15 protein-coding genes are annotated in these 20145 nt (G+C 28.1%); 9 read left to right on the top strand and 6 right to left on the bottom strand.

The genetic code is table 11. From position 1 onward, the window contains the following. Positions 1-83: 83 nt before the first annotated feature. A complete protein-coding gene (locus tag RWJ08_RS02155) occupies positions 84-6248 on the bottom strand; it encodes a S8 family serine peptidase (RefSeq protein ID WP_313960902.1) in 6165 nt (2054 codons plus the stop codon). Between the two features lie 358 nt (positions 6249-6606). Between RWJ08_RS02155 and RWJ08_RS02150 the strand changes: the two genes are divergently transcribed. The 5 genes from RWJ08_RS02150 to RWJ08_RS02130 are packed head-to-tail and all read left to right on the top strand — an operon-like array spanning position 6607 to position 10829. Then, on the top strand, positions 6607-7149 hold the full coding sequence (locus RWJ08_RS02150) for a helix-turn-helix domain-containing protein (protein WP_004833108.1): 543 nt from the start codon (positions 6607-6609) through the stop codon (positions 7147-7149). Between the two features lie 9 nt (positions 7150-7158). Beyond that, positions 7159-8208, top strand: a complete 1050-nt coding sequence (potA, locus tag RWJ08_RS02145; protein ID WP_041954307.1) for a spermidine/putrescine ABC transporter ATP-binding protein — start codon at positions 7159-7161, stop codon at positions 8206-8208. Then, positions 8209-9036, top strand: coding sequence for an ABC transporter permease (locus RWJ08_RS02140; RefSeq protein ID WP_313960901.1), 828 nt, complete (start codon positions 8209-8211; stop codon positions 9034-9036). Continuing rightward, on the top strand, positions 9026-9802 hold the full coding sequence (locus tag RWJ08_RS02135; RefSeq protein ID WP_269722443.1) for an ABC transporter permease: 777 nt from the start codon (positions 9026-9028) through the stop codon (positions 9800-9802). Before RWJ08_RS02140 ends, RWJ08_RS02135 begins: the two co-directional genes overlap by 11 nt. Beyond that, on the top strand, positions 9795-10829 hold the full coding sequence (locus tag RWJ08_RS02130) for a PotD/PotF family extracellular solute-binding protein (RefSeq protein WP_293438741.1): 1035 nt from the start codon (positions 9795-9797) through the stop codon (positions 10827-10829). Before RWJ08_RS02135 ends, RWJ08_RS02130 begins: the two co-directional genes overlap by 8 nt. A 43-nt stretch (positions 10830-10872) precedes the next feature. Here RWJ08_RS02130 and RWJ08_RS02125 read toward each other — a convergent pair whose 3' ends face one another. Then, positions 10873-11898: a M42 family metallopeptidase gene (locus tag RWJ08_RS02125; RefSeq protein ID WP_313960900.1), complete on the bottom strand. Its 1026-nt coding sequence runs from the start codon at positions 11896-11898 to the stop codon at positions 10873-10875. Positions 11899-12027: 129 nt separating this feature from the next. Here RWJ08_RS02125 and RWJ08_RS02120 point away from each other — a divergent pair, with 129 nt between their 5' ends. After that, positions 12028-12255, top strand: a complete 228-nt coding sequence (locus RWJ08_RS02120) for a hypothetical protein (protein ID WP_009372811.1) — start codon at positions 12028-12030, stop codon at positions 12253-12255. Between the two features lie 23 nt (positions 12256-12278). On the opposite strand, the gene RWJ08_RS02115 is transcribed toward RWJ08_RS02120, so the two are convergent. From RWJ08_RS02115 to RWJ08_RS02105, 3 genes are all read right to left on the bottom strand, one after another. Next, on the bottom strand, positions 12279-13778 hold the full coding sequence (locus RWJ08_RS02115; RefSeq protein WP_313960899.1) for a C69 family dipeptidase: 1500 nt from the start codon (positions 13776-13778) through the stop codon (positions 12279-12281). A 146-nt stretch (positions 13779-13924) separates the two neighbouring features. Continuing rightward, positions 13925-14782: a pyridoxal 5'-phosphate synthase lyase subunit PdxS gene (pdxS, locus tag RWJ08_RS02110; protein WP_009372382.1), complete on the bottom strand. Its 858-nt coding sequence runs from the start codon at positions 14780-14782 to the stop codon at positions 13925-13927. Between the two features lie 97 nt (positions 14783-14879). After that, the gene (locus tag RWJ08_RS02105) at positions 14880-15509 is read right to left on the bottom strand and encodes a thiamine diphosphokinase (RefSeq protein WP_313960898.1); all 630 of its coding nucleotides are present in this window, start codon (positions 15507-15509) and stop codon (positions 14880-14882) included. 133 nt (positions 15510-15642) lie between these two features. On the opposite strand from RWJ08_RS02105, the gene RWJ08_RS02100 reads away from it, so the two are divergent. Both RWJ08_RS02100 and RWJ08_RS02095 read left to right on the top strand, forming a co-directional pair. Further along, positions 15643-17397, top strand: a complete 1755-nt coding sequence (locus tag RWJ08_RS02100) for a 1-deoxy-D-xylulose-5-phosphate synthase (RefSeq protein ID WP_313960897.1) — start codon at positions 15643-15645, stop codon at positions 17395-17397. A 19-nt stretch (positions 17398-17416) separates the two neighbouring features. Then, positions 17417-17890, top strand: coding sequence for a flavodoxin (locus RWJ08_RS02095; protein WP_313960896.1), 474 nt, complete (start codon positions 17417-17419; stop codon positions 17888-17890). A gap of 80 nt (positions 17891-17970) precedes the next feature. Here RWJ08_RS02095 and RWJ08_RS02090 read toward each other — a convergent pair whose 3' ends face one another. Continuing rightward, positions 17971-18609, bottom strand: a complete 639-nt coding sequence (locus RWJ08_RS02090; RefSeq protein WP_313960895.1) for a superoxide dismutase — start codon at positions 18607-18609, stop codon at positions 17971-17973. A 179-nt stretch (positions 18610-18788) separates the two neighbouring features. Here RWJ08_RS02090 and trkA point away from each other — a divergent pair, with 179 nt between their 5' ends. After that, positions 18789-20144, top strand: a complete 1356-nt coding sequence (gene trkA, locus RWJ08_RS02085) for a Trk system potassium transporter TrkA (RefSeq protein ID WP_313960894.1) — start codon at positions 18789-18791, stop codon at positions 20142-20144. Position 20145 lies beyond the last annotated feature (1 nt).

The raw sequence follows: 20145 nt of genomic DNA, 5'->3' as shown, positions 1-20145 counted from the left end.
TGCTTCGCATCGGATAGGTGCCTGGGAACCTTGTTGTTTTACAATAGGAAAAAGGAAGTGATATATTTCACTTCCTTTTTGTGTTATTTTTTTATCTTCTTACGAATAGTTAATGAGCCTAATATAATTGCGGAAATAACAAATAATACTATTGAATTGTTTGAAATTCCTGTTTTTACTAATTTGTTATTTTTATTCTTAGTATTAGTATTAGTATTACTATCATTAGTATTATTATTTGAATTATTACTGTTATTATTATTATTGTTGTTTGGTAATGTATCTTTTTTAACTATTGTTAAAGATGTTTCTATTTTACCTGTAGTAAATTCAAATAATAGTTTATGTTCGCCAACTCCTAAAGTGTTTATAAAATTATCATTGAATTTTATAATTGTACTTCCTTTTGTAGCTGAATAAAACTCTTTGCTTAATTCTTTTCCGTCAACTAAAACTCTAACAAATTTTGAAATATCTTCACTAATCTTAATATCAGATATTTTTCTTCCAACTGTTACAGTTTGATTTTCTCCATAGTCAAATTTTAATTTACTTGGATTGTCATCAGGATTTTGAGGTTTTTCTTTCTTAGAAATTGCGATAGTATCTTCTGCTGTTTTATCTTTAGTAAGTTCTACTTCAAAATTGTTTTTATCAATATTGTAGTTTTCATTTAATTCTACTTTTATTTTATATTTTCCAAGTAAAACAGATTTTTCAAAAGATTTATTTTTGTTTTCAAGCTCAACTTCTTCTCCTGTTATTACATTAATAGCTTTAATTTTTAAATCCTGTGGTATATCATCGCCATTAACTTTTATTTTAATTACAAATCCCATAGTTGCTTTTACATTTTCAATATCTTTTATAGCAGTTTCAAGTTCATTTAATTTGAAATTTACTTTTAATAAGTTTTTAGCATTTTCTATGGCTTCTAAATATGCTTCATTATCTTCTTCATCTGAATTGATATAAAGATTACCATCAGAAATCAATTCTTTTTCAGCTATTAAATTTTTAAGTTTTTTTACAAGCTGAGCATAAGGTTTATTTCCATCTAGTGAATCTTTTGCGAGTTTTATATCTTCAACAGCTTTCTTAACAACAAACTCATTTCTACTATTTTCATTATCTATTAATTCCTGTCCTGCTTTTATTGAATTGTCATACAATTCTTTTAATTCATCAATAGCATTTATATATTTTTCTGAGTTCTTGATTTCTTTGCCTTCTTCAACTAAGGATTTTAATTCTGAAATATCTATACTATTTGGTTTTCGCTTTATTTTGAAATTAAACACTTGATCAGGATTTTCTAATGTTAAGTTGAAATTATTTATTGCATTAGGGGAGATTTCATAATTTGAAAGTTTTCCATCAATATCAGTAATTTCAAGTTTATGTTCTCCGATTGAAACAGGAATTTTATTTCCTGAAAGTGAAATTTCTTTTCCATCAAGTTCGATTTTACTTAATTTATTAGCTGTATCAATAAATTCAAGTCCAATATCAATTGTACCTTTTGTAATCTTTTCAAGATTTACTGAAATTTCATTAGTATCTTTTGTAATTTCAATTTCCTTGTCTATATTTTTTCCTTTATAACTTTCCGGGCAAACTATTTCAAGTTTATATTTTCCTACTTCAATATTATTTTTTCCGGATTTAAAGTCTAATTCATTTAGTTTGAATTTTACATTAGGAATTTCTGTATCTCCAGCTTTAAATTTAATATCAACTTCTTTTCCATCTTTAACTTCTTTAGTAATATTAAGAGTTATAGGATGTCCTTCAGCACCAAAGACCCATGCTTCTCCATTAGGACAAGTATATCCACTAGCTAAATTTGTTACAACTACATCATATCCTGAACCACTTGGAATAAGAACTGAATGAGTACTTTCATCTGATTTTTTATAAGTATGTTTTACAACAACTTCATCAGAGTTTTTCTTTCTAATTTCTAATTGAAGTTCATCATTTGGATAGTTTTCAGGAATATTTGCATTAATTTTTCTTGGATATTTTTCAACAAAATTATTTTCATTATTTTTTCCCCAAGTGAAACCTACTGTGACATTTTTTTCACCCCTTTTAACTTCTATAACTTTTTCTTTTAAATGGTAAGTAGGGGTAGGTTCATTAGCTTGAGCTTTATATTCTCCATATTCTTCCTCTTGAGCTTCAATACAATACCAACCAGGATTTAGTTTCATTCCTGGTGTATAGTCCAGACTCAATTTACCTTTTTTAAAGTTGAATCTTTCGTTATAATTGTAGATTTTATACTTTGTTTGAATTCCTTTTTCATTTCCATTATCTTGAATTAATAGTGAAAATTTATCTTCGTCTTTTTCTTTGAAATATTCAAAAACAACTTCTTGTACAGGATTTTCTTCTGTTAATTTTACTGTTTGCATTCCCGGAACTACATAATATCCATTAGGAATTTCGTTAGGTACTATTTCTGAACGACCTCTACCAATGCTTCTTATATTTACAGGTTGACCAACTGAAAGATTCATTCCCATATATTCGATATGTCCATCATATCCCTTTGTTATTGGAATAACTTTAAATTTACTTTCTGAGAAAAGTAAATCAATTCTTTTTTTGAATGAATTTTCGTCAATTGTTGTTTCTGATATTTCTTTTTGCTCATCTGTACTAAGTTCATAATTGTATTTTAAAGCTTTATTTGCATCGGTTATCTCAACATTTAGCTTATATTTTCCATAAGGAGCATTTAAGAAAAATTGTGGAGTATCTTCTATTTCTTGCTTTAATTCAAATTTTAATTTAGGATTTTCTACATTTGTAGCAGTTATCTTAAATTCATTAAGGGCTAAATCTCCTGTGCCTCTTGCAAGAACCATCTTTTGACCAATTTTTTGTTTTGCAAATTTTAACTCTATTTTTTTATTTAAGTTATCATCAGTTATTTCAAATTCTTGTTCAGTATTTTCTCCAATTAATTTATACTCAATAGGGCAGAATTTATAAATAAAAGTATATTTTCCGTTTCTAAGTTTTTGAGTATTTTTAACTATTTTATTATTTTGGTCATAAAGGTCAAACTTTATAGGAACATTTTCTCCATCTTCTGTTTTTGCAACAACTTCAAGTTTTCCAAGTTTTTTATCAGAAGTCATAATTTCACAGTCTTCAGTATATTCGTTATATGCAATATCTGTTGCAGTAACTTGAACATCTTTTAAATTTGTATCATCTTTTAATTGGATCTCATATTTATTTTCTCCAATATTTTTAACTTCAAGTTCAACCTCTTTTGGTTGCTTATAGTCTGGAAATTGAGGATATGGTGCAACCATTTCTATTCCAGTGGCTTTAACATTTCTTATTTCATTTGCATCTTCAACTTCAAAAGCAAATTTTTTAGTTTCATTATCGAATTTAGCATTTTTAAATTTAGGAGCTTCTTTATCTATTGAAAATTTAATAGAATGTTTTTGTTCTTTTGCTCCTTCAGTAGTAGGTTTTGCTATTATATTTAGAGTATAATCTCCATCTTTTTGATTAGATAAATCCTCGATGCCAAGATTTGTATAACCTAAGAAGTTTTCGTCTAAATCTTGCTTATCTGCCCAATCCGAAATATTTTTAAGGAAAAGTTTTGAATCTTTCTTTTCAGCAACAACTTCATTATTAGAATTTCTAATTTCGTATCTTGCATCAGCATTTCTTGTGAAAACTGAATAAAGTGTAATTTCATCTAATTTACCATCTCCGTTAGGGCTGATAACCAATTTTTTACTAAATTTAGGTTTTATATCTGTTTCTTTTTGAGCTTTTTTCAACTCGTTTAGTTCATCGAAATTTTCCATTCCTAAAACAATAGGTTTGCCGTCTATTTTACTTTCAATATGAGTCATAAATCTATGCCAAGCATTTGTTATTGGTTTTAAATTCCAGAACATTGGATTTTCTTTATTAAAATCAAATTCATACACAGGTTTTTCGATAACTGAAAGATTAGTAAAATCTCCCTTAAAAGTAACGAATGGAAAATTAGCTTTTTTGCCATCATTACTTGATAAAGTTAAGAAACCTTCAATAAAAGCACCTTTTTCAAAATCTTTAAGTTTTTCTAGATTTTCAACTGGAATATTTATTTCTTTAACAATTTCTTGATTAGCACCTACTGTAAATTTTTCGCTTTCTAGTGTTTTAGTAAATAATTCTGTAGGTTTTAACAAATTTTTCTTTCCTTTGTGTTCATCAACAGTCACTATTACAGATGGAGTAATTTCTTTTGAATGATTTGAATAATTTTTAATTCTTAATTTTAAAGTAATAGTATCATTTATTCCTTTTATGAAAGTAGAAGGAACATTTGTATCCTTATCAACAACAGTAAAGTCTAATTCAGTTGCGGACTTCATATCAACTACACCAGCACCTTGATGTCTAGGGGAGACAGGTACATTATTTTCTTTATCATTAAGTGGTTTTGCAGAATTCATAAGTATTGTCTTAATTAATTTTCCTCTATTAGCTACACTTAAGTTTTTAAATTCGGATCTTTCTTTTAAACTTTGAGAAACAAGGGCAACAGCACCTGAAACGTGAGGAGTAGCCATTGAAGTTCCACTCATTTCAACAAATCCTGAACCGTTTTTTGCAGAGTATATATGTCCGCCCGGAGCAGTTAAATCAGGCTTTAGAATTCCGTCTGAAGTAAGTCCCCAGTTAGAAAAACTACTCATTCTTCCTTCTAAAGGATTTTTAACTAAGTCTTCTTCGCTTGAAACAGTAACTTGAGTTGGAGTTTTTGCCTTTAATTTTTCTCCATCTTCCATAGATATACCAATTGCTGGAATTGTTGTAGAATTATCTAAAGACATTGAAAAAGAACCTAGTACATTGTTATAAATTATAACTCCAATTGCTCCGGCATCTTCTAATCTTTTAATTTTGTTATTAAAAGTATCTCCACCACGTTTAACAAGAGCTACTTTTCCATTTACATTAGAAGGGATTGATCCTTCTAATGCTTCTCCACAATCTATAATATCAAAAGTTTTACTCTCAAAAGTTCTATCCTTAACTTCATAGTATACAATTTTTTCATTTCCTACTAATAGATATTTTGCAATATATTCATTATTTTCAACAGAAGCAACTGTAATAGCACTCTGTTGAATTCCTGGGGATGCAATTGTTCCAAAGTCAGGATGATCTATAGAAATATCTCCTTGGTATTCGCCTTCATTACCGCCAGCGATAACAACATTTGTACCAACAGATGTGGCTCTATCAATTATCTCTGCTACGTTTTTATCTTTTGCATTATGAGTCCTTACTGTTCCTTTGGGTTTTCCAAGGCTCATATTTATTGCAGCAGCTCTTAAATAAACAGCATCACTTATAGCCTTTATATAATAAGTTGAGGAAGTTCCTTCATTTACAAAACAGTTCATCATTAAAAGTTGTGAATTTGGAGCAACTCCACGCCAATCATATTTATTCTTGATTTTAGTTTGGCTTCCACCAATAACAGCAGCAACATGTTGTCCATGTCCTTCTTCTGTTTCTTCAGGATTTAAGTTTGAATTTTCATTTATATAATGATATGCTAATGGAACTTTTGAATTAAAATATACCTTATCTTCAGTGAAATTTTTATTTTCTCCATTTTTGTGTTTCACTAGTTTTTTAATATCTTCTTTTGTTATTGCAGGAATAATGTCTTTATCCAATTTAAAAACCTCATGAGTTGGATCAAAGTTTGTATCAATAACTCCTACAACTTCTCCACGTCCATCATATTTTTTTAAAAAATCATCATCAATACCGATTAACTTTGTTGCATGTGCAGCGCTTCGAGGTGTAGGTTTTGCGGTATTTGGTTTTAAGTCAACTTCATATTCAGTATCTTGTTCAATTCTCTTAATAAAGTCTAAATTTTTGAGCTTTGCTATTTGAGTCTTAGTTGCTTCGAATGAAATAAATGGCAAAAGAAACTCGTCTCTAGATAGTTCTTTAAAATCTCCTATAATTTCATTTATTTTTTCTTTTGCAATATTTAGAGAATTTGAATTTATTTCTTTTACTTTTTCATATTCTCCATTTTTTAAAAGTTTATCAATGTTTTCTCCAGAAATTTTGGAAGTGTTAATTGTTAGAATGATTTTACTGAATTTATCTTCAGCTTTAGTTATAAAATTGCTTGTAAACATTGATAAAACTAAACATAATGCCAAAAATCCAGAAAAAAGTTTTTTCATAACGATCCTCCTGTAAATAAAATTTATAAAATATTCTAATATTTTTTAATGAAATATTAGATATATAATATAAGAATATTATATACTAAGATATGGTTTTTTACAATATTATTATCAACACCATTCAATAAATAAATCTAATGGAATTAATTAATTAAATTAGATTTTCTAATAGTTTTAATTTATTTAAGTTGAAAATTTATAAAGTTAATTTTGTTTAATATTTTAAAATTTTAATAAAAAATTTTAAATTTTTAGTAAAAAAGTATTGAATAAAGATTTATTTGTGATATAATATTTATTGTTTAATATAGGGATATTTATAGTTTAATATAGTGTTATATTAGGAGAAAGAAAAGTGGATATTGGAGAAAAAATTAAAAATTTAAGAACCATTTTGGGACTTACACAAGAAGAACTTGCAGAGAGAGCAGAGCTAACTAAAGGCTTTATTTCTCAACTTGAAAGAGGACTTACTTCACCATCAATTAGTTCTTTAGAAGATGTTTTAGAGGCACTTGGGACTAATATTTCAGATTTTTTTAAAGAAGAGAAAGAAGAAAAATTTGTTTTTCAAAAATTTGATGCTTATGAAACTATTTTTGAAAATGGAAATAGTAAATTAGAGTGGATTGTTCCAAATGCACAAAAAAATTCAATGGAACCGATTATAATAACTTTGAATGAACAAAAAAGTTTTTCAAGGACTTATGAACCTTTTGAGGGAGAAGAATTCGGTTATGTTTTGAAGGGAAAAGTTGAACTTCATCTTGGAACAAAGGTATTTGTTTTAAAAGAGGGTGAATGTTTTTATACAAGTGGTCAGTTTGAAAGAAGTATAATAAATTTGTCTAAAAAAGAATCTAAGGTTTTGTGGATTACTAATCCACCAAGTTTTTAGGAGGAATATATGGGAAATCATGCAGTCGAATTAGTTAATATAAATAAAAGATTTGGAGATAATATTGTTCTTGACGATATAAATTTATATATTAGAGATAAGGAGTTTTTAACTCTTTTAGGTCCATCAGGTTGTGGAAAGACTACTACATTAAGACTTATTGGAGGTTTTGAAACTCCTACAAGTGGAAAAATTTTATTTGAAGGAAAAGACATTTCTAATGTTCCTCCTTATGAAAGAAATATAAATACAGTCTTTCAAAAATATGCTCTTTTTCCAAATATGAATGTTTATGAAAATATTGCTTTTGGTCTTAGAATTAAGAAAATGCAAGAAAGTATTATTAATGAAAAAGTTAAAGAAATGCTAAGACTTGTAAACTTGAAAGGGTATGAAAAAAGATCTATTCTATCTTTAAGTGGGGGTCAACAACAAAGAATTGCAATTGCAAGAGCTTTGGTAAATGAACCAAAAGTTTTACTTTTAGATGAACCACTTGGTGCTTTGGATTTACAACTTAGGAAAGATATGCAAGTTGAGCTTAAAAATATTCAAAAGAGAGTTGGGATTACATTCGTTTATGTAACTCATGATCAGGAAGAAGCTCTTACAATGAGCGATACTATTGTAGTTATGAATGATGGTAAAATTCAACAAGTTGGAACTCCGATAGATATTTATAACGAACCTAAAAATGCCTTTATAGCTTCTTTTATTGGAGAAAGTAATATTTTAGACGGAGTTATGAATGAAGATTTTGTCGTAAGTTTTTCAAATAGAACATTCAAATGTGTTGACAAAGGCTTTGCACCAAATGAAGAGATTGATGTAGTAATTCGTCCAGAAGATTTGGAGCTTGTTGATGAAGAAAATGGAATGTTGGTAGGTATTGTAAAGTCTGAAATTTTTAAAGGAGTTCATTATGAATTACTTGTTAAAGTTGGAGAAGTTGAGTATATGGTTCATTCCACGATTACAAAACCTATAGACTCAAAAGTTGGACTTAGAGTTACACCTGATAATATTCATATTATGAAAAAAGGAGCTAAAGAAATATAAATGAAATTTAAGAGGTTTGCATATCCATACGTTGTATGGTTAGTGATTTTTATTGTTGTTCCTCTTGTTTTCATAGCAAAATATTCAGTTGACTATGGAGGAGAAAATTTTCTTTTTTCATTGGAACATTACAAAAGATTTTTTAACCCGACTTATATTAAAGTTTTATTAAGATCTTTAAGAATGGCGGTTTTATCTACAGTATTATGTCTTATAATTGGTTATCCTTTTTCATATTTTATTTCAAAGTTTAAAGTTAAAACCAGAAATATGATGATTTTGTTGGTAGTAATTCCGATGTGGATGAACTTTTTACTTAGGACTTATTCTTGGATTAGTATTTTGAGTAAAAATGGACTTTTAAATTCAATTTTGAATTTTTTTGGACTTCCAACTGTAAATTTAATGTATTCTAATGTATCAATTTTAATAGGGATGGTATATAACTTTTTACCTTTTATGATTTTACCTATTTATACAACTTTGATTAAGATAGATAAGGAATATATTGAAGCATCTCATGATTTAGGTGCTAATAGGCTTAAGACTTTTACTAAATTAGTATTTCCTATGAGTTTGCCGGGAGTTATTACTGGAATTACAATGGTGTTTATTCCTGCAATTTCAACTTTCGAAATATCTGCGCTTTTAGGTGGAAATAAAGAGAATTTAATAGGGAATATAATTGAACAACAATTTAGAGTAACAGGAAATTGGAATTTTGGTTCTGCAATGAGTATGGTACTTTTAGTTATGATTTTGGTTTCACTTTTCATTATGAATAAGTTTGATCCAGAGTATTCAAAAGAGGTGGAAAATGGAAAATAAGTTAAAAAAATTATATATTTCATTAGTATTCATATTTATATATGCACCAATTTTTGTGCTTATACTTTATTCATTCAATGATTCAAAACTCCGAGGCTCTTTTACAGGAATTACTTTTAAATGGTATGTTGAATTATTTAATGATAAAGAGGTCTTGAGAGCTCTATATTATACAATACTGATTGCTGTTCTAACTACGGTAATTGCAACTTTTATAGGTACCGTTGCAGCTATCGGGATATATTATATGAAAAAAAGTGAAAAGTTTGTAGTTTTAAATTTGAATTACATTCCAGTTTTAAATCCAGATATAGTAATAGCTATTTCATTAATGGTTTTATATAAAGTTTTTAATATCGATTATGGATTTTTGACTTTGCTTGCTTCACATATCGTACTTGCGACGCCTTATGTAATACTTTCTGTTTATCCAAAGATGAAACATATGAATAAATTTTTACCTGAGGCAGCCATGGATTTAGGGGCAACACCTTTTTATGCTTTGAGAAAGGTTATTTTACCAGAAATTAAGCAAGGAGTATTTGCGGGAGCATTACTTGCATTTACTCTTTCATTAGACGATTTCGTTATAGCATATTTTAATAGTGGAAATGGTGTTGTAAACTTAAGTACACAAATATACTCTATGGCAAGAAAAGGAATAAATCCATCAATAAATGCTCTTTCAACATTGATGTTTATTGCAATGTTAGTTCTTTTACTAATAATAAATAAGAAAAGTGAGGATGGTATATTATATGACTAAAAAAAATATATTTTTGAATGTACTTTTTTCATTTTGTATGATTTTTTTACTATCTTCTTGTAGTAAAAGAGAAGGTAATGTTGTTAATATGTATAATTGGGGAGAGTATATAGATAAAGAAGTTTTAGATGAATTCACAAGAGAAACCGGAATTAAAGTAAATTATGAAACCTTTGTTACTAACGAAGATATGTACTTGAAGATAAAACAAGGTGGAAGTAATTATGATATAGTTGTTCCTTCAGATTATATGATTGAAAAGATGATTAAGGAAGATATGCTTGAACCAATTGATAAAAGTAAGCTATCAAATTATAAGAACATAGATACAAAATTTTTAAATAAGAGCTATGATCCAGAATCGAAATATTCAATTCCTTTATATTGGGGAACATTAGGTATTTTGTATAATAAAAATTTAGTTGATGGAGAAATCACTTCTTGGGCTGATTTATGGGATGAAAAGCATAAAGATAAAATTGTTATGCTGGATAGTTCAAGAGATAGTTTTGCAGCAGCACTTTTAAAAAATGGTTTTTCGATGAATTCAAGAAATAAAGAAGAATTAGAAATTGCCAAGAAAGATTTAATTAAACAAAAAAAATCAATACTTGCATATCTTGTTGATGAGACAAAAGATAATATGTTAGCTGAAAATGCTGCAATTGCTGTGATGTACTCTGGAGATGCAACAGAATTGTTAGATGCAGATGAGAAGTTTGAATATGTAAAACCTAAAGAGGGGACAAATCTTTGGTTTGATTCAATGGTAATTTTAAAAAATTCAAAAAATAAAGAAAATGCTCATAAGTTGATAGATTTTTTAATTAGAAAAGATATTCTTTCGAAAAATATGAACTACACATATTATGCAGTTCCTAATCAAGAAGTTATTGATGAGAATGAACTAGTAAAATCTGTAACAGAAATTGATGATGAGTATTTCAAAAAAATGGAAGTATTCAAAGATCCGTCAGACTTTTTAAAAGAATATGATAATATCTGGACTGATGTAAAAGCAGATTAGAAAAGAGCATAGATTAAAAATCTATGCTCTTTTAAATTTAATATTATTTAGCTAATAAATATTCTAACATTAATTTACAAGTATTTTCTATACCTAAGATATGAGTTCTTTCATAACTATGGCTAGCATCAACTCCTGGGCCAATTAATGCACAACGAATATCATGTCCTGCTCTAAGTGCGGCAGTTGCATCTGATCCATAATGTGGATAAATATCTATTCTATAATCAATTTTCTTTTCTTCAGCAATTTTTCTTAATTTATTTCTCATTCCTAAATCATAAGGTGTTGAAGAATCCATCGCACAAATTGTTACAGCTCTTTCATCAGATTCTTGTCCAACACCAGGAGCTGCCATATCTACAGCAAAAAATTCAACAGTATTTTCAGGAATAAAGCTTGAACCATGACCAATTTCTTCGTAATTGCTTATAAAGAAATTAATTGTTTTCTTAGGTTTTATTTTATTATCAACTAAATGTTTTGCAAGTCCCATCATAGCAGCTATACAGGCTTTATCATCCAAATGTCTTGATTTAATAAAACCAGAGTCATAAATTCTACATCTTGGATCTAAACAGATAAAATCTCCAACTGAAATGCCAAGTTTTCTAACATCTTCAGCATTTTTAACAACCTCATCAATTCTTACTTCCATATTTTTTATAGAACGTTGAGCAGTTGTTGTAGTATCATAAACATGAACTGATGCTTCATTATATAGAACAGTTCCAGGAATTAATTTTCCGTCATAAGTTTTAATAAACACATTTTCAGTTTCAACACTTGTAGGAGAAAAACCACCAACTAAGCTAAAAGCTAGACGTCCATTCGCTTTTATTTCCTTAACCATTAAACCTAAAGTATCAACATGACCTGAAAAAGTTATAGCTTCTTTTTCTTCGCCTTCTATTGTAGCTATTAGAGCATTCTTATTAGTTCTTCTTGAAAGAATATTCAATTCCTTAAACTTTTTTTCCATAAAACAAATTGCATTTTCAGTATCTCCAGTAGGACTGTAGATGTTTAGTAACTCTTCAAGTAAATTTGTAACATAATTTTTATCCATAACAACCTCCAAATTTATTTTATATACTTATTATACACGATATTTAATATATTGCAAATAATTCTAAAATTGACAACGATATAATAAAATGATATACTTTCTTTGATTTAATTGGAATAGAGGAGTAGTATGAATATTTTAAATAATAAAAAATTTAATTTAATTATAAATGTATTAATTGTTTTTATCTGTATTTTAATGTTAATCTTTTTTAAGGCGAGAACTTTTGAAAAAGTATTAATTATTATGATTTTAATTTTAAAATTATTAAGTGTTTTTGATTTTTTTAAAAATAAAAGAATAGAAGAAAAACAGGAAGTAAAAAAAAGTGGGAAAAAGAAAAAGGGAGCAAAATAAAGCTCCCTTTAAATTTTAATTTTTTAAGCATCAGATCTTGAAAAACCATTTTTCATTTCACAGCTTGCTGTGTAAAGAACTTTGCCTAATAAATCAATTGTTTGTTTTCTTAATTCTGTTGCAATTTCTTCATTTGCATTTTCACAAAATTCAACAATTTTTCCTTTAGCTACTTTTTTACCTAAGAATTTATCGTCGTATTTATTAATTATTTCATTACATTTTGATTGAATAGCTAATTGATAACGTTCAATATGTGAACTACAAGAAGCATAATGAGCATCTGCTAAAGCTGCTACTAAACGATTTGTCCAATAGAAATCATCTGTAGTAGGTACTCCTGTAGTATTTGCTAGATATTCAGGTGTCTTATCTATATTTACATAGAAAGGAATCATTGCATTAAATACATTTGAACCAAGAGCAAGCCATTCAATGCTTCTAATTGCTTCAGGCATATAAGGTCTTATTTGTACAAGACCTAAGAAATTATTTCTATTAATTCCAATTGGTCTGAATTTTCCTTTTTCATTTGAGAATTTACCATAAGGATCATAAGGTGTTCCTTGGAAATGATTTGAAAGTGCATATTTAATATCTTCAACAGTTATTTTTTTATCTGGAGTTCTACACCATGGAATATCATCTGATTCAGGAACATAATCTGCATCCATTCCATCCCAATAATTTGTAAGTGGATTGAAATATCTTTGTAATACCCAAGCACGAGGAGTATTATAAGTATGATCTGCATCAGAGTGACTACCAAAAGCGTCTCTAGGATTTAAAGATCCATCAATAGAAAGATCTAGATGATATCTATTTATAAAATCTTTTAAGTCAGCAGAACACATATATTCTTTTTGTTCTCCAAAAGCATCTTCTAAATCAAAATAATCAAGACCAAGTTGATTTGGCATAATTACATAGCAATCGTCAGGAACACGTCTTGCAATCCAATGATGACCTCCGATAGTTTCTAACCACCAAATTTCATTAACATCTTGAAAAGCTATACCATTCATTTCATAAGTTCCATACTTTTCTAAAATTTCTCCAAGTCTAATTACACCTTCACGAGCAGATTTAATATATGGTAAAACTAAAGTAACCATATCTTCTTCACCAATTCCGCCTACTTTTTCAGGAACATAATCTTTATCACCTTTTTTTCCTACTGCAGGAACGAATTCTACAAGAGGATCTGCACCTAATACTCTTTCATTTGAAGTTAAAGTTTCAGTTGCAGTCATAGAAATATTTAATTCATTAACACCACAAGCACCCCAAATTCCTTCATTATCAACTGCATTAGGCATGCAAGTATAACGCATAGGATTAGTAGGTAAGTCAATTTTAACATGAGATAAAACTGATTTATATTTTACAGGTTGTTCCTTTGGATGAACAACTATAAACTTCTTTTCACAAAATTGACCTGATGGAGAGTCCTCATTACGAGCAACCATTGTTGATCCATCATAAGTAGCATTTTTTCCAACTAAAATTGTAGTACAAGCCATAATAAAATCTCCTTTCAAAATATAACTTTTTTGCATAAATTGTGTAACATTTCATCTATGCTACAACTATATTATACTCTGAAAAAAATAAAAAGTAAATATATTTAATAATAAATATCAAAAAGAAGCAAATAATCTAAAAATTTTTAAATTCCTCTTTCAGCCATAATAATTTCAATTTCATTTTCGTTGATTCCTACCATAGCTTCTCCAAGATTTTCAGAGACTTTAGCAATAACCTTAGGATCATTGAAATGTTTAACTGCTTCAACTATTGCCTTAGCTCTTTGTTCAGGATTTCCTGATTTAAAAATTCCTGAGCCCACAAATACACCTTCAGCTCCTAATTGTCTCATAAGAGCTGCATCTGCTGGAGTTGCGACTCCACCAGCTGAAAAATTAACAACTGGAAGTTTTCCATTTTCGTGAACATATTTTAATAGTTCATAAGGAACTTTAAATTCTTTAGCCTTTTCAAATAATTCATCTTCTGCCATTGCAGTTACTTGTCGAATTTCTCCTTGAATTTTTCTCATATGTGATACAGCTTGAACAACATCTCCGGTACCTGCTTCTCCTTTTGTACGAATCATTCTTGCACCTTCTTGAATACGTCTTAAAGCTTCTCCTAAATCTCTTGCACCACATACAAAAGGTGTATTGAATTTTGTTTTATCTACATGATGAATATTATCAGCAGGGGATAGCACTTCACTTTCATCAATGTAATCTATTCCTATTTCTTGTAAAATTTGAGCTTCAACAAAATGTCCGATTCTGCATTTTGCCATAACAGGAATAGAAACAGCTTTCATTATACTTTTTATCATTGCAGGGTCGCTCATTCTTGAAACACCACCAGCAACACGAATATCAGCAGGAATTCTTTCTAAAGCCATTACAGCTACTGCACCTGCTTTTTCGGCTATCTTTGCTTGTTCTGGTGTTGTAACATCCATTATAACTCCGCCTACAAAATTTTGTGTTAAATCTTTCTTTTTCATAATAACCCTTTCTCCTTAAATATATTTTATACAAAAAGTATAATATATTTTTGATACTAGAGAAAGAACCAAAATTGATATAAAAAATGGTATCAGATTAAGACTTAATAACACATAAAATTTTTCCTTCATCAAAATTTATCTTTGCAGAATTAGACTGTATAATATTGCTCATACAAAGCGAATCACCTTTTTTAAGAGTAATATTTTCTATATTATATTTAAAGCCTTCTAATTTTAAATTTTTAATTTCTTCAGAAAATGGAATAAAAGATATTTTAGTATTTAATAAATTTTTAAATTCAAACTCTCTTTCTACCTTAAAAAGCATTTCATTTTCTTTCAACAAAAATAAATTATCATATTTAAACATTAAATTAATATTTGTAAGTTCGTGATCTATATCTCCACCGAATGCACCAATACAATAGATTTTATCATATGATTTTTCTTTTATATAGTTTAAAATTAATTCTGAATCAGTAAAATCTTTATCTTTGGGGAATTTTTTTATAATTACATTTTTTTCTTCGTAAAAACTTAAAATATCTTTATCAATTGAATCTAAGTCTCCCCAAATTTCATTTGGGGTTAAATTCAATTCGTGACATAGATTAGCACCGCCATCTGCACAAAAGATATCTCCTTTATTTTTCATAAAGAAATTTTTAAAAAAATTTACATTTCCTAAAAGTTTTCCATTAAAAAATATATAAGCAATTTTCATAATTTTTCTCCTAACTTAATTATAATTATATTTTAACATAATTTAAAAAATTTTAAACTATTGAATATTTTAATTAATAAGGGTATAATTTAATAAATTGAAGTTTAAATTTTAGTTAAAAGGAGTAGATACTATGTACTTAGAAAAAATAAATTCGCCTGATGATGTAAAAAAATTATCTATTGACGAGTTAAAAGAGTTAGTTGTAGAACTTAGGACAAATTTATTAAAAAGACTTAGTGCAAAGGGCGGGCATATTGGTCCTAATCTTGGATCGTTGGAGTTTACACTTGCACTTCACTATGTTTTTGACTCACCAAAAGATAAGATTGTATTTGATGTGTCTCATCAAACTTATGTTCATAAGATGTTGACTGGAAGAAAAGGCGCTTTTATGATTCCTGAAAAATATGGATCAGTTACAGGTTTTACTTCTCCAAAAGAAAGTGAACATGATTTTTTTACAATAGGTCATACTTCAACTTCAATAAGTCTTGCTTGTGGTCTTGCGAAAGCTAGAGATTTAAAAGGAGATAATGAAAATATTATTGCTGTTATAGGAGATGGTTCCTTAGGCGGAGGAGAAGCTCTTGAAGGTCTTAATAATGTTTATGAACTAAAAAGTAATATAATCGTAATTATAAATGATAATGATCAATCTATTGCTGAAAATCATGGTGGACTCTATAAAAATCTTCATGATTTAAGAAAAACTAAAGGCAAAGCAGAAAATAATCTATTTAAAGCAATGGGTCTTGATTATTTCTATGTTGATGATGGTAATGACATTGAAGAACTTATTTCATCATTTAAGTCAGTTAAAGATATTAAAAAACCTGTAGTTGTTCACCTTTCAACAACTAAGGGGAAGGGATTTAAACCTGCAGAAATTAATAGAGAGAAATTTCATTATGGAGCACCTTTTGATATTGAGACAGGAGAATTTAAAACTTTTGAGAATGTACAAAATGTAGAAAACTATAAAAACTTAACTGTCGATTATTTATTGAATGCAATTAAAAAAGATAAAACAGTGGCAATTTTGAATGCTGGGACACCAGGAGCTTTTAGATTTTCAAAAGAAATTAGAGAAGAAATGGGCAAGCAATATATTGATGTTGGAATAGAAGAAGAACATGCAGTTGCAATGTCTTCAGGACTCGCAAAAAATGGAGCAAAACCAGTTTTCTGTGTATATAGTACATTTATGCAAAGAACATATGACCAACTTTCTCAAGATTTGTGTTTAAATAACAATCCTGCATTAATATTAGTCTATGGGGCATCAATTTATGAAGAAAGTGATGCAACACATCTTGGAATTTTTGATATACCAATGATTTCAAATATTCCAAACTTGGTTTACCTTGCACCTACAAATAAAGAAGAATATTTTAAGATGCTTGAGTGGGGTTTAAATCAAACTGAACATCCAGTAGCAATAAGAGTTCCAGTAGTAGATGTTGTATCAACAGGAGAAGAAGATAAGACAGACTATTCTATACTAAATAAATACAAAGTTACTAAAAAAGGAAAAGATGTAGCTATAATAGCTCTAAGTAATTTCTATAATTTAGGAAAAGAAATAGCAGATGAATTGGGTGACGTTACTTTAATTAATCCTGTATATATTACTGGGTTAGACGAAGAATTATTAGAAAAATTAAAGGAAAATCACAAATTAGTAATAACATTAGAAGATAGTGTACTTGATGGAGGTTTTGGAGAAAAAGTTTCAAGATTTTATGGCACTTCGGATGTTAAAGTTAAAAACTATGGAATAAAAAAGAGTTTTCCAGATAGATTTGTTGTGGAAGAATTTCTTTTGAAAAACGGTATTTCAAAAGAACAAATTGTTAAAGATATTAAAGAATTATTAGAAAAATAAGAAATAGGAGGTACTAGTTATGAGTAGAAAATTAGTAGCATATTTTAGTGCAACTGGGGTAACTAAAAAGCTTGCAGAAAGAGTTTCAAAAATTGTTGGCGCAGATTTACATGAAATTGTTCCTAAGGAAATTTATACAGAAGAAGATTTAAACTGGATGAATGAAAATAGCCGTAGCAGTATCGAAATGAAAAATAAATCATTTAGACCTGAAATAGCAAATAAGGTTGATAATATGGCAGATTATGACACTATTTATGTAGGATTTCCGATTTGGTGGTATGTAGCACCTACAATTATAAATACTTTTTTAGAAAGTTATGATTTAAAAGGAAAAACTATTATTCCTTTTGCAACTTCCGGACAAAGTTTAATGGGAAATACAAACGAAGAATTGAAAAACTCTTGTAAAAATTCAATTCTAAAAGAAGGAAGAAGATTTGACATTAAGGATAGTGACGAAGTAATAAAAAATTGGATTGAAAACTTATAAAAAAATTAGCCGACTTAATTTTAAGTCGGCTATTTTTGTATAAAAAAAGAGATTTCAGATGAAATCTCTTTAGATTATAATTAACATCCACAACCACATGAACATTCATTATGATTTCTATTTTGGTATCTTTGTTCAACTATATCCCAGTTTACAACTTTCCACCATTCTTTTAAGTATTCAGCTCTTCTGTTTTGGTATTTTAAATAATAAGCATGTTCCCAAACATCATTGCCTAAAAGAATTATTTTACCACAAGAAATAGGGCAGTCTTGGTTTGGAGTAGCAATTACATCAATATTTCCTTCTTTATCAGAAATTAGCCATACCCAACCTGAACCAAATTGTCCAGCACCTTTTTTGTTGAATTCTTCTTTAAATGCTTCAAAGTTTCCAAATTTTTCATCTATTTTTTTAGCTATTTCTCCAATAGGTTCTTTTGATCCACCTGGTGTCATGCTTTCCCAGAAAACATTGTGGTTAAAAACTCCACCAACATTATTTTTTATTCCATTCTTTTTATCTTCTGGAGCATGATCTAAATGTGTTAATATTTCTTCTAATGAAGCTTCTTCAAACACTGTATCTTTAATTAAGTTATTTAAGTTATTTACATAAGTTTGATGATGTTTATCATGATGAAATTCCATAGTTTCCTTGTCTATAACAGGTTCTAGTGCATCATAAGCATAATTTAATTTTACTAATTCAAAAGCCATTTTTTCCTCCTAAAATTTTCATTATTATTTAAAAACTTATTAGTTTTTCAAATCTAATTTACCCATAGGAATACCTTTAAAACTTTAATAATTATTATCAATAAAATAAGGTTTTTTATAATAAAACTTTGCTATTGAAGTTTTTTAAAAATGTGATATACTATGAACTGGAGGTATTTATGAAAATTATAATTGTTGGAGCAGGTAAAGTTGGAGAATATTTATTTACCGATTTAAATACAGAAGATAATGATATTATTTTAATAGAAAAAAGACAAGAAATTCTGAATGAAATGTTATCTAAATATGACATTATGGGGATTTTAGGAAGTGGTACAAATTTTGAACTTTTAGATGAAGCAGGAGTAAAAGATAGTGATGTTTTTATTGCTGTAACTGATAGTGATGAGATAAATATCATATCTTGTATTTTTGCTAAGAATATGGGCGCAAAGTATACAATAGCTCGTGTTAGAAACCCAGAATATTCTTCTAAATCTGGTTTTGTTAAGGAAGTATTGGGAATTGATTTAGTTATAAATCCTGAATTTGTAGCTGCAAGAGAAATATCTAGAGGATTAAAATATCCTTCTGCTCATTCTGTTGAAACATTTGCAGATGGTCGAGTAAAACTTATAGGTGTATCTATTGGAAAGGATAGCCCTATTAAAGACACTAAAATTGTAGATTTACAACAAAAATTTAATATAAAAATTTTAATTGGAATAGTTGAAAGAGAGGAAGAAATTTTTATTCCTTCAGGAGACTTCGTTATTAAGGAAAATGATAAAATTTATTTTACTGGAACTGATGAATTTGTATATAAATTTTATAACATTATTAAGGGTGGAGATAAAAAAATAGAATCTGTTTTTATAATAGGTGGAAGTAGAATTTCTTATTATTTAGTTTCTAATTTGATTCGTGAAAATATTAAAATAAAATTAGTTGAAGTTAATAGAGATTTAGCAATGTCATTTAGTGAAAAATTTCCATCAAACGTTAAAGTTATTTGTGCAGATGGTTCAGACTCTGATGTTTTAGATGAAGAGGGATTAACAAATTATGATGCTTGTGTAGCTTTAACAGGTATTGATGAAGAAAACATTATGTTAGGAATGTTTGCAGAAAAATCAAATGTAAAAAAAGCAGTAGCAAAGGTTAGTAGAATTTCCCTTTTAAATATAATTCCACCTACTGAAAGATTTTCATTTGTAACACCAAAAAGATTGGTTTCAGATATCATAATTAGTGTTGTAAGATCAATTATTAATAGTGAAGGTTCTAATATAGAGACTTTACATAGATTATCAAATAATGTGGAAGCAGTTGAAATAAAGGTTAATAAAAAGTCTAAAGCTGTAGATATTCCACTAAAAGAGCTTGAAATAAAGAATAATGTACTTATAGCATACATAATTAGAGATAATAAATTAATTTTCCCAAGTGGAGAAGATTCTATAATGGTAAATGATACTGTAATAATAATTTCAAAGGCAAATTTAATACAAAATATAGATTGTATTTTGGTATAGG

This window comes from uncultured Parvimonas sp. (assembly GCF_963524015.1).
GTDB lineage: Bacteria > Bacillota > Clostridia > Tissierellales > Peptoniphilaceae > Parvimonas.
This window is presented reverse-complemented; position numbering and strand designations above follow the sequence as displayed.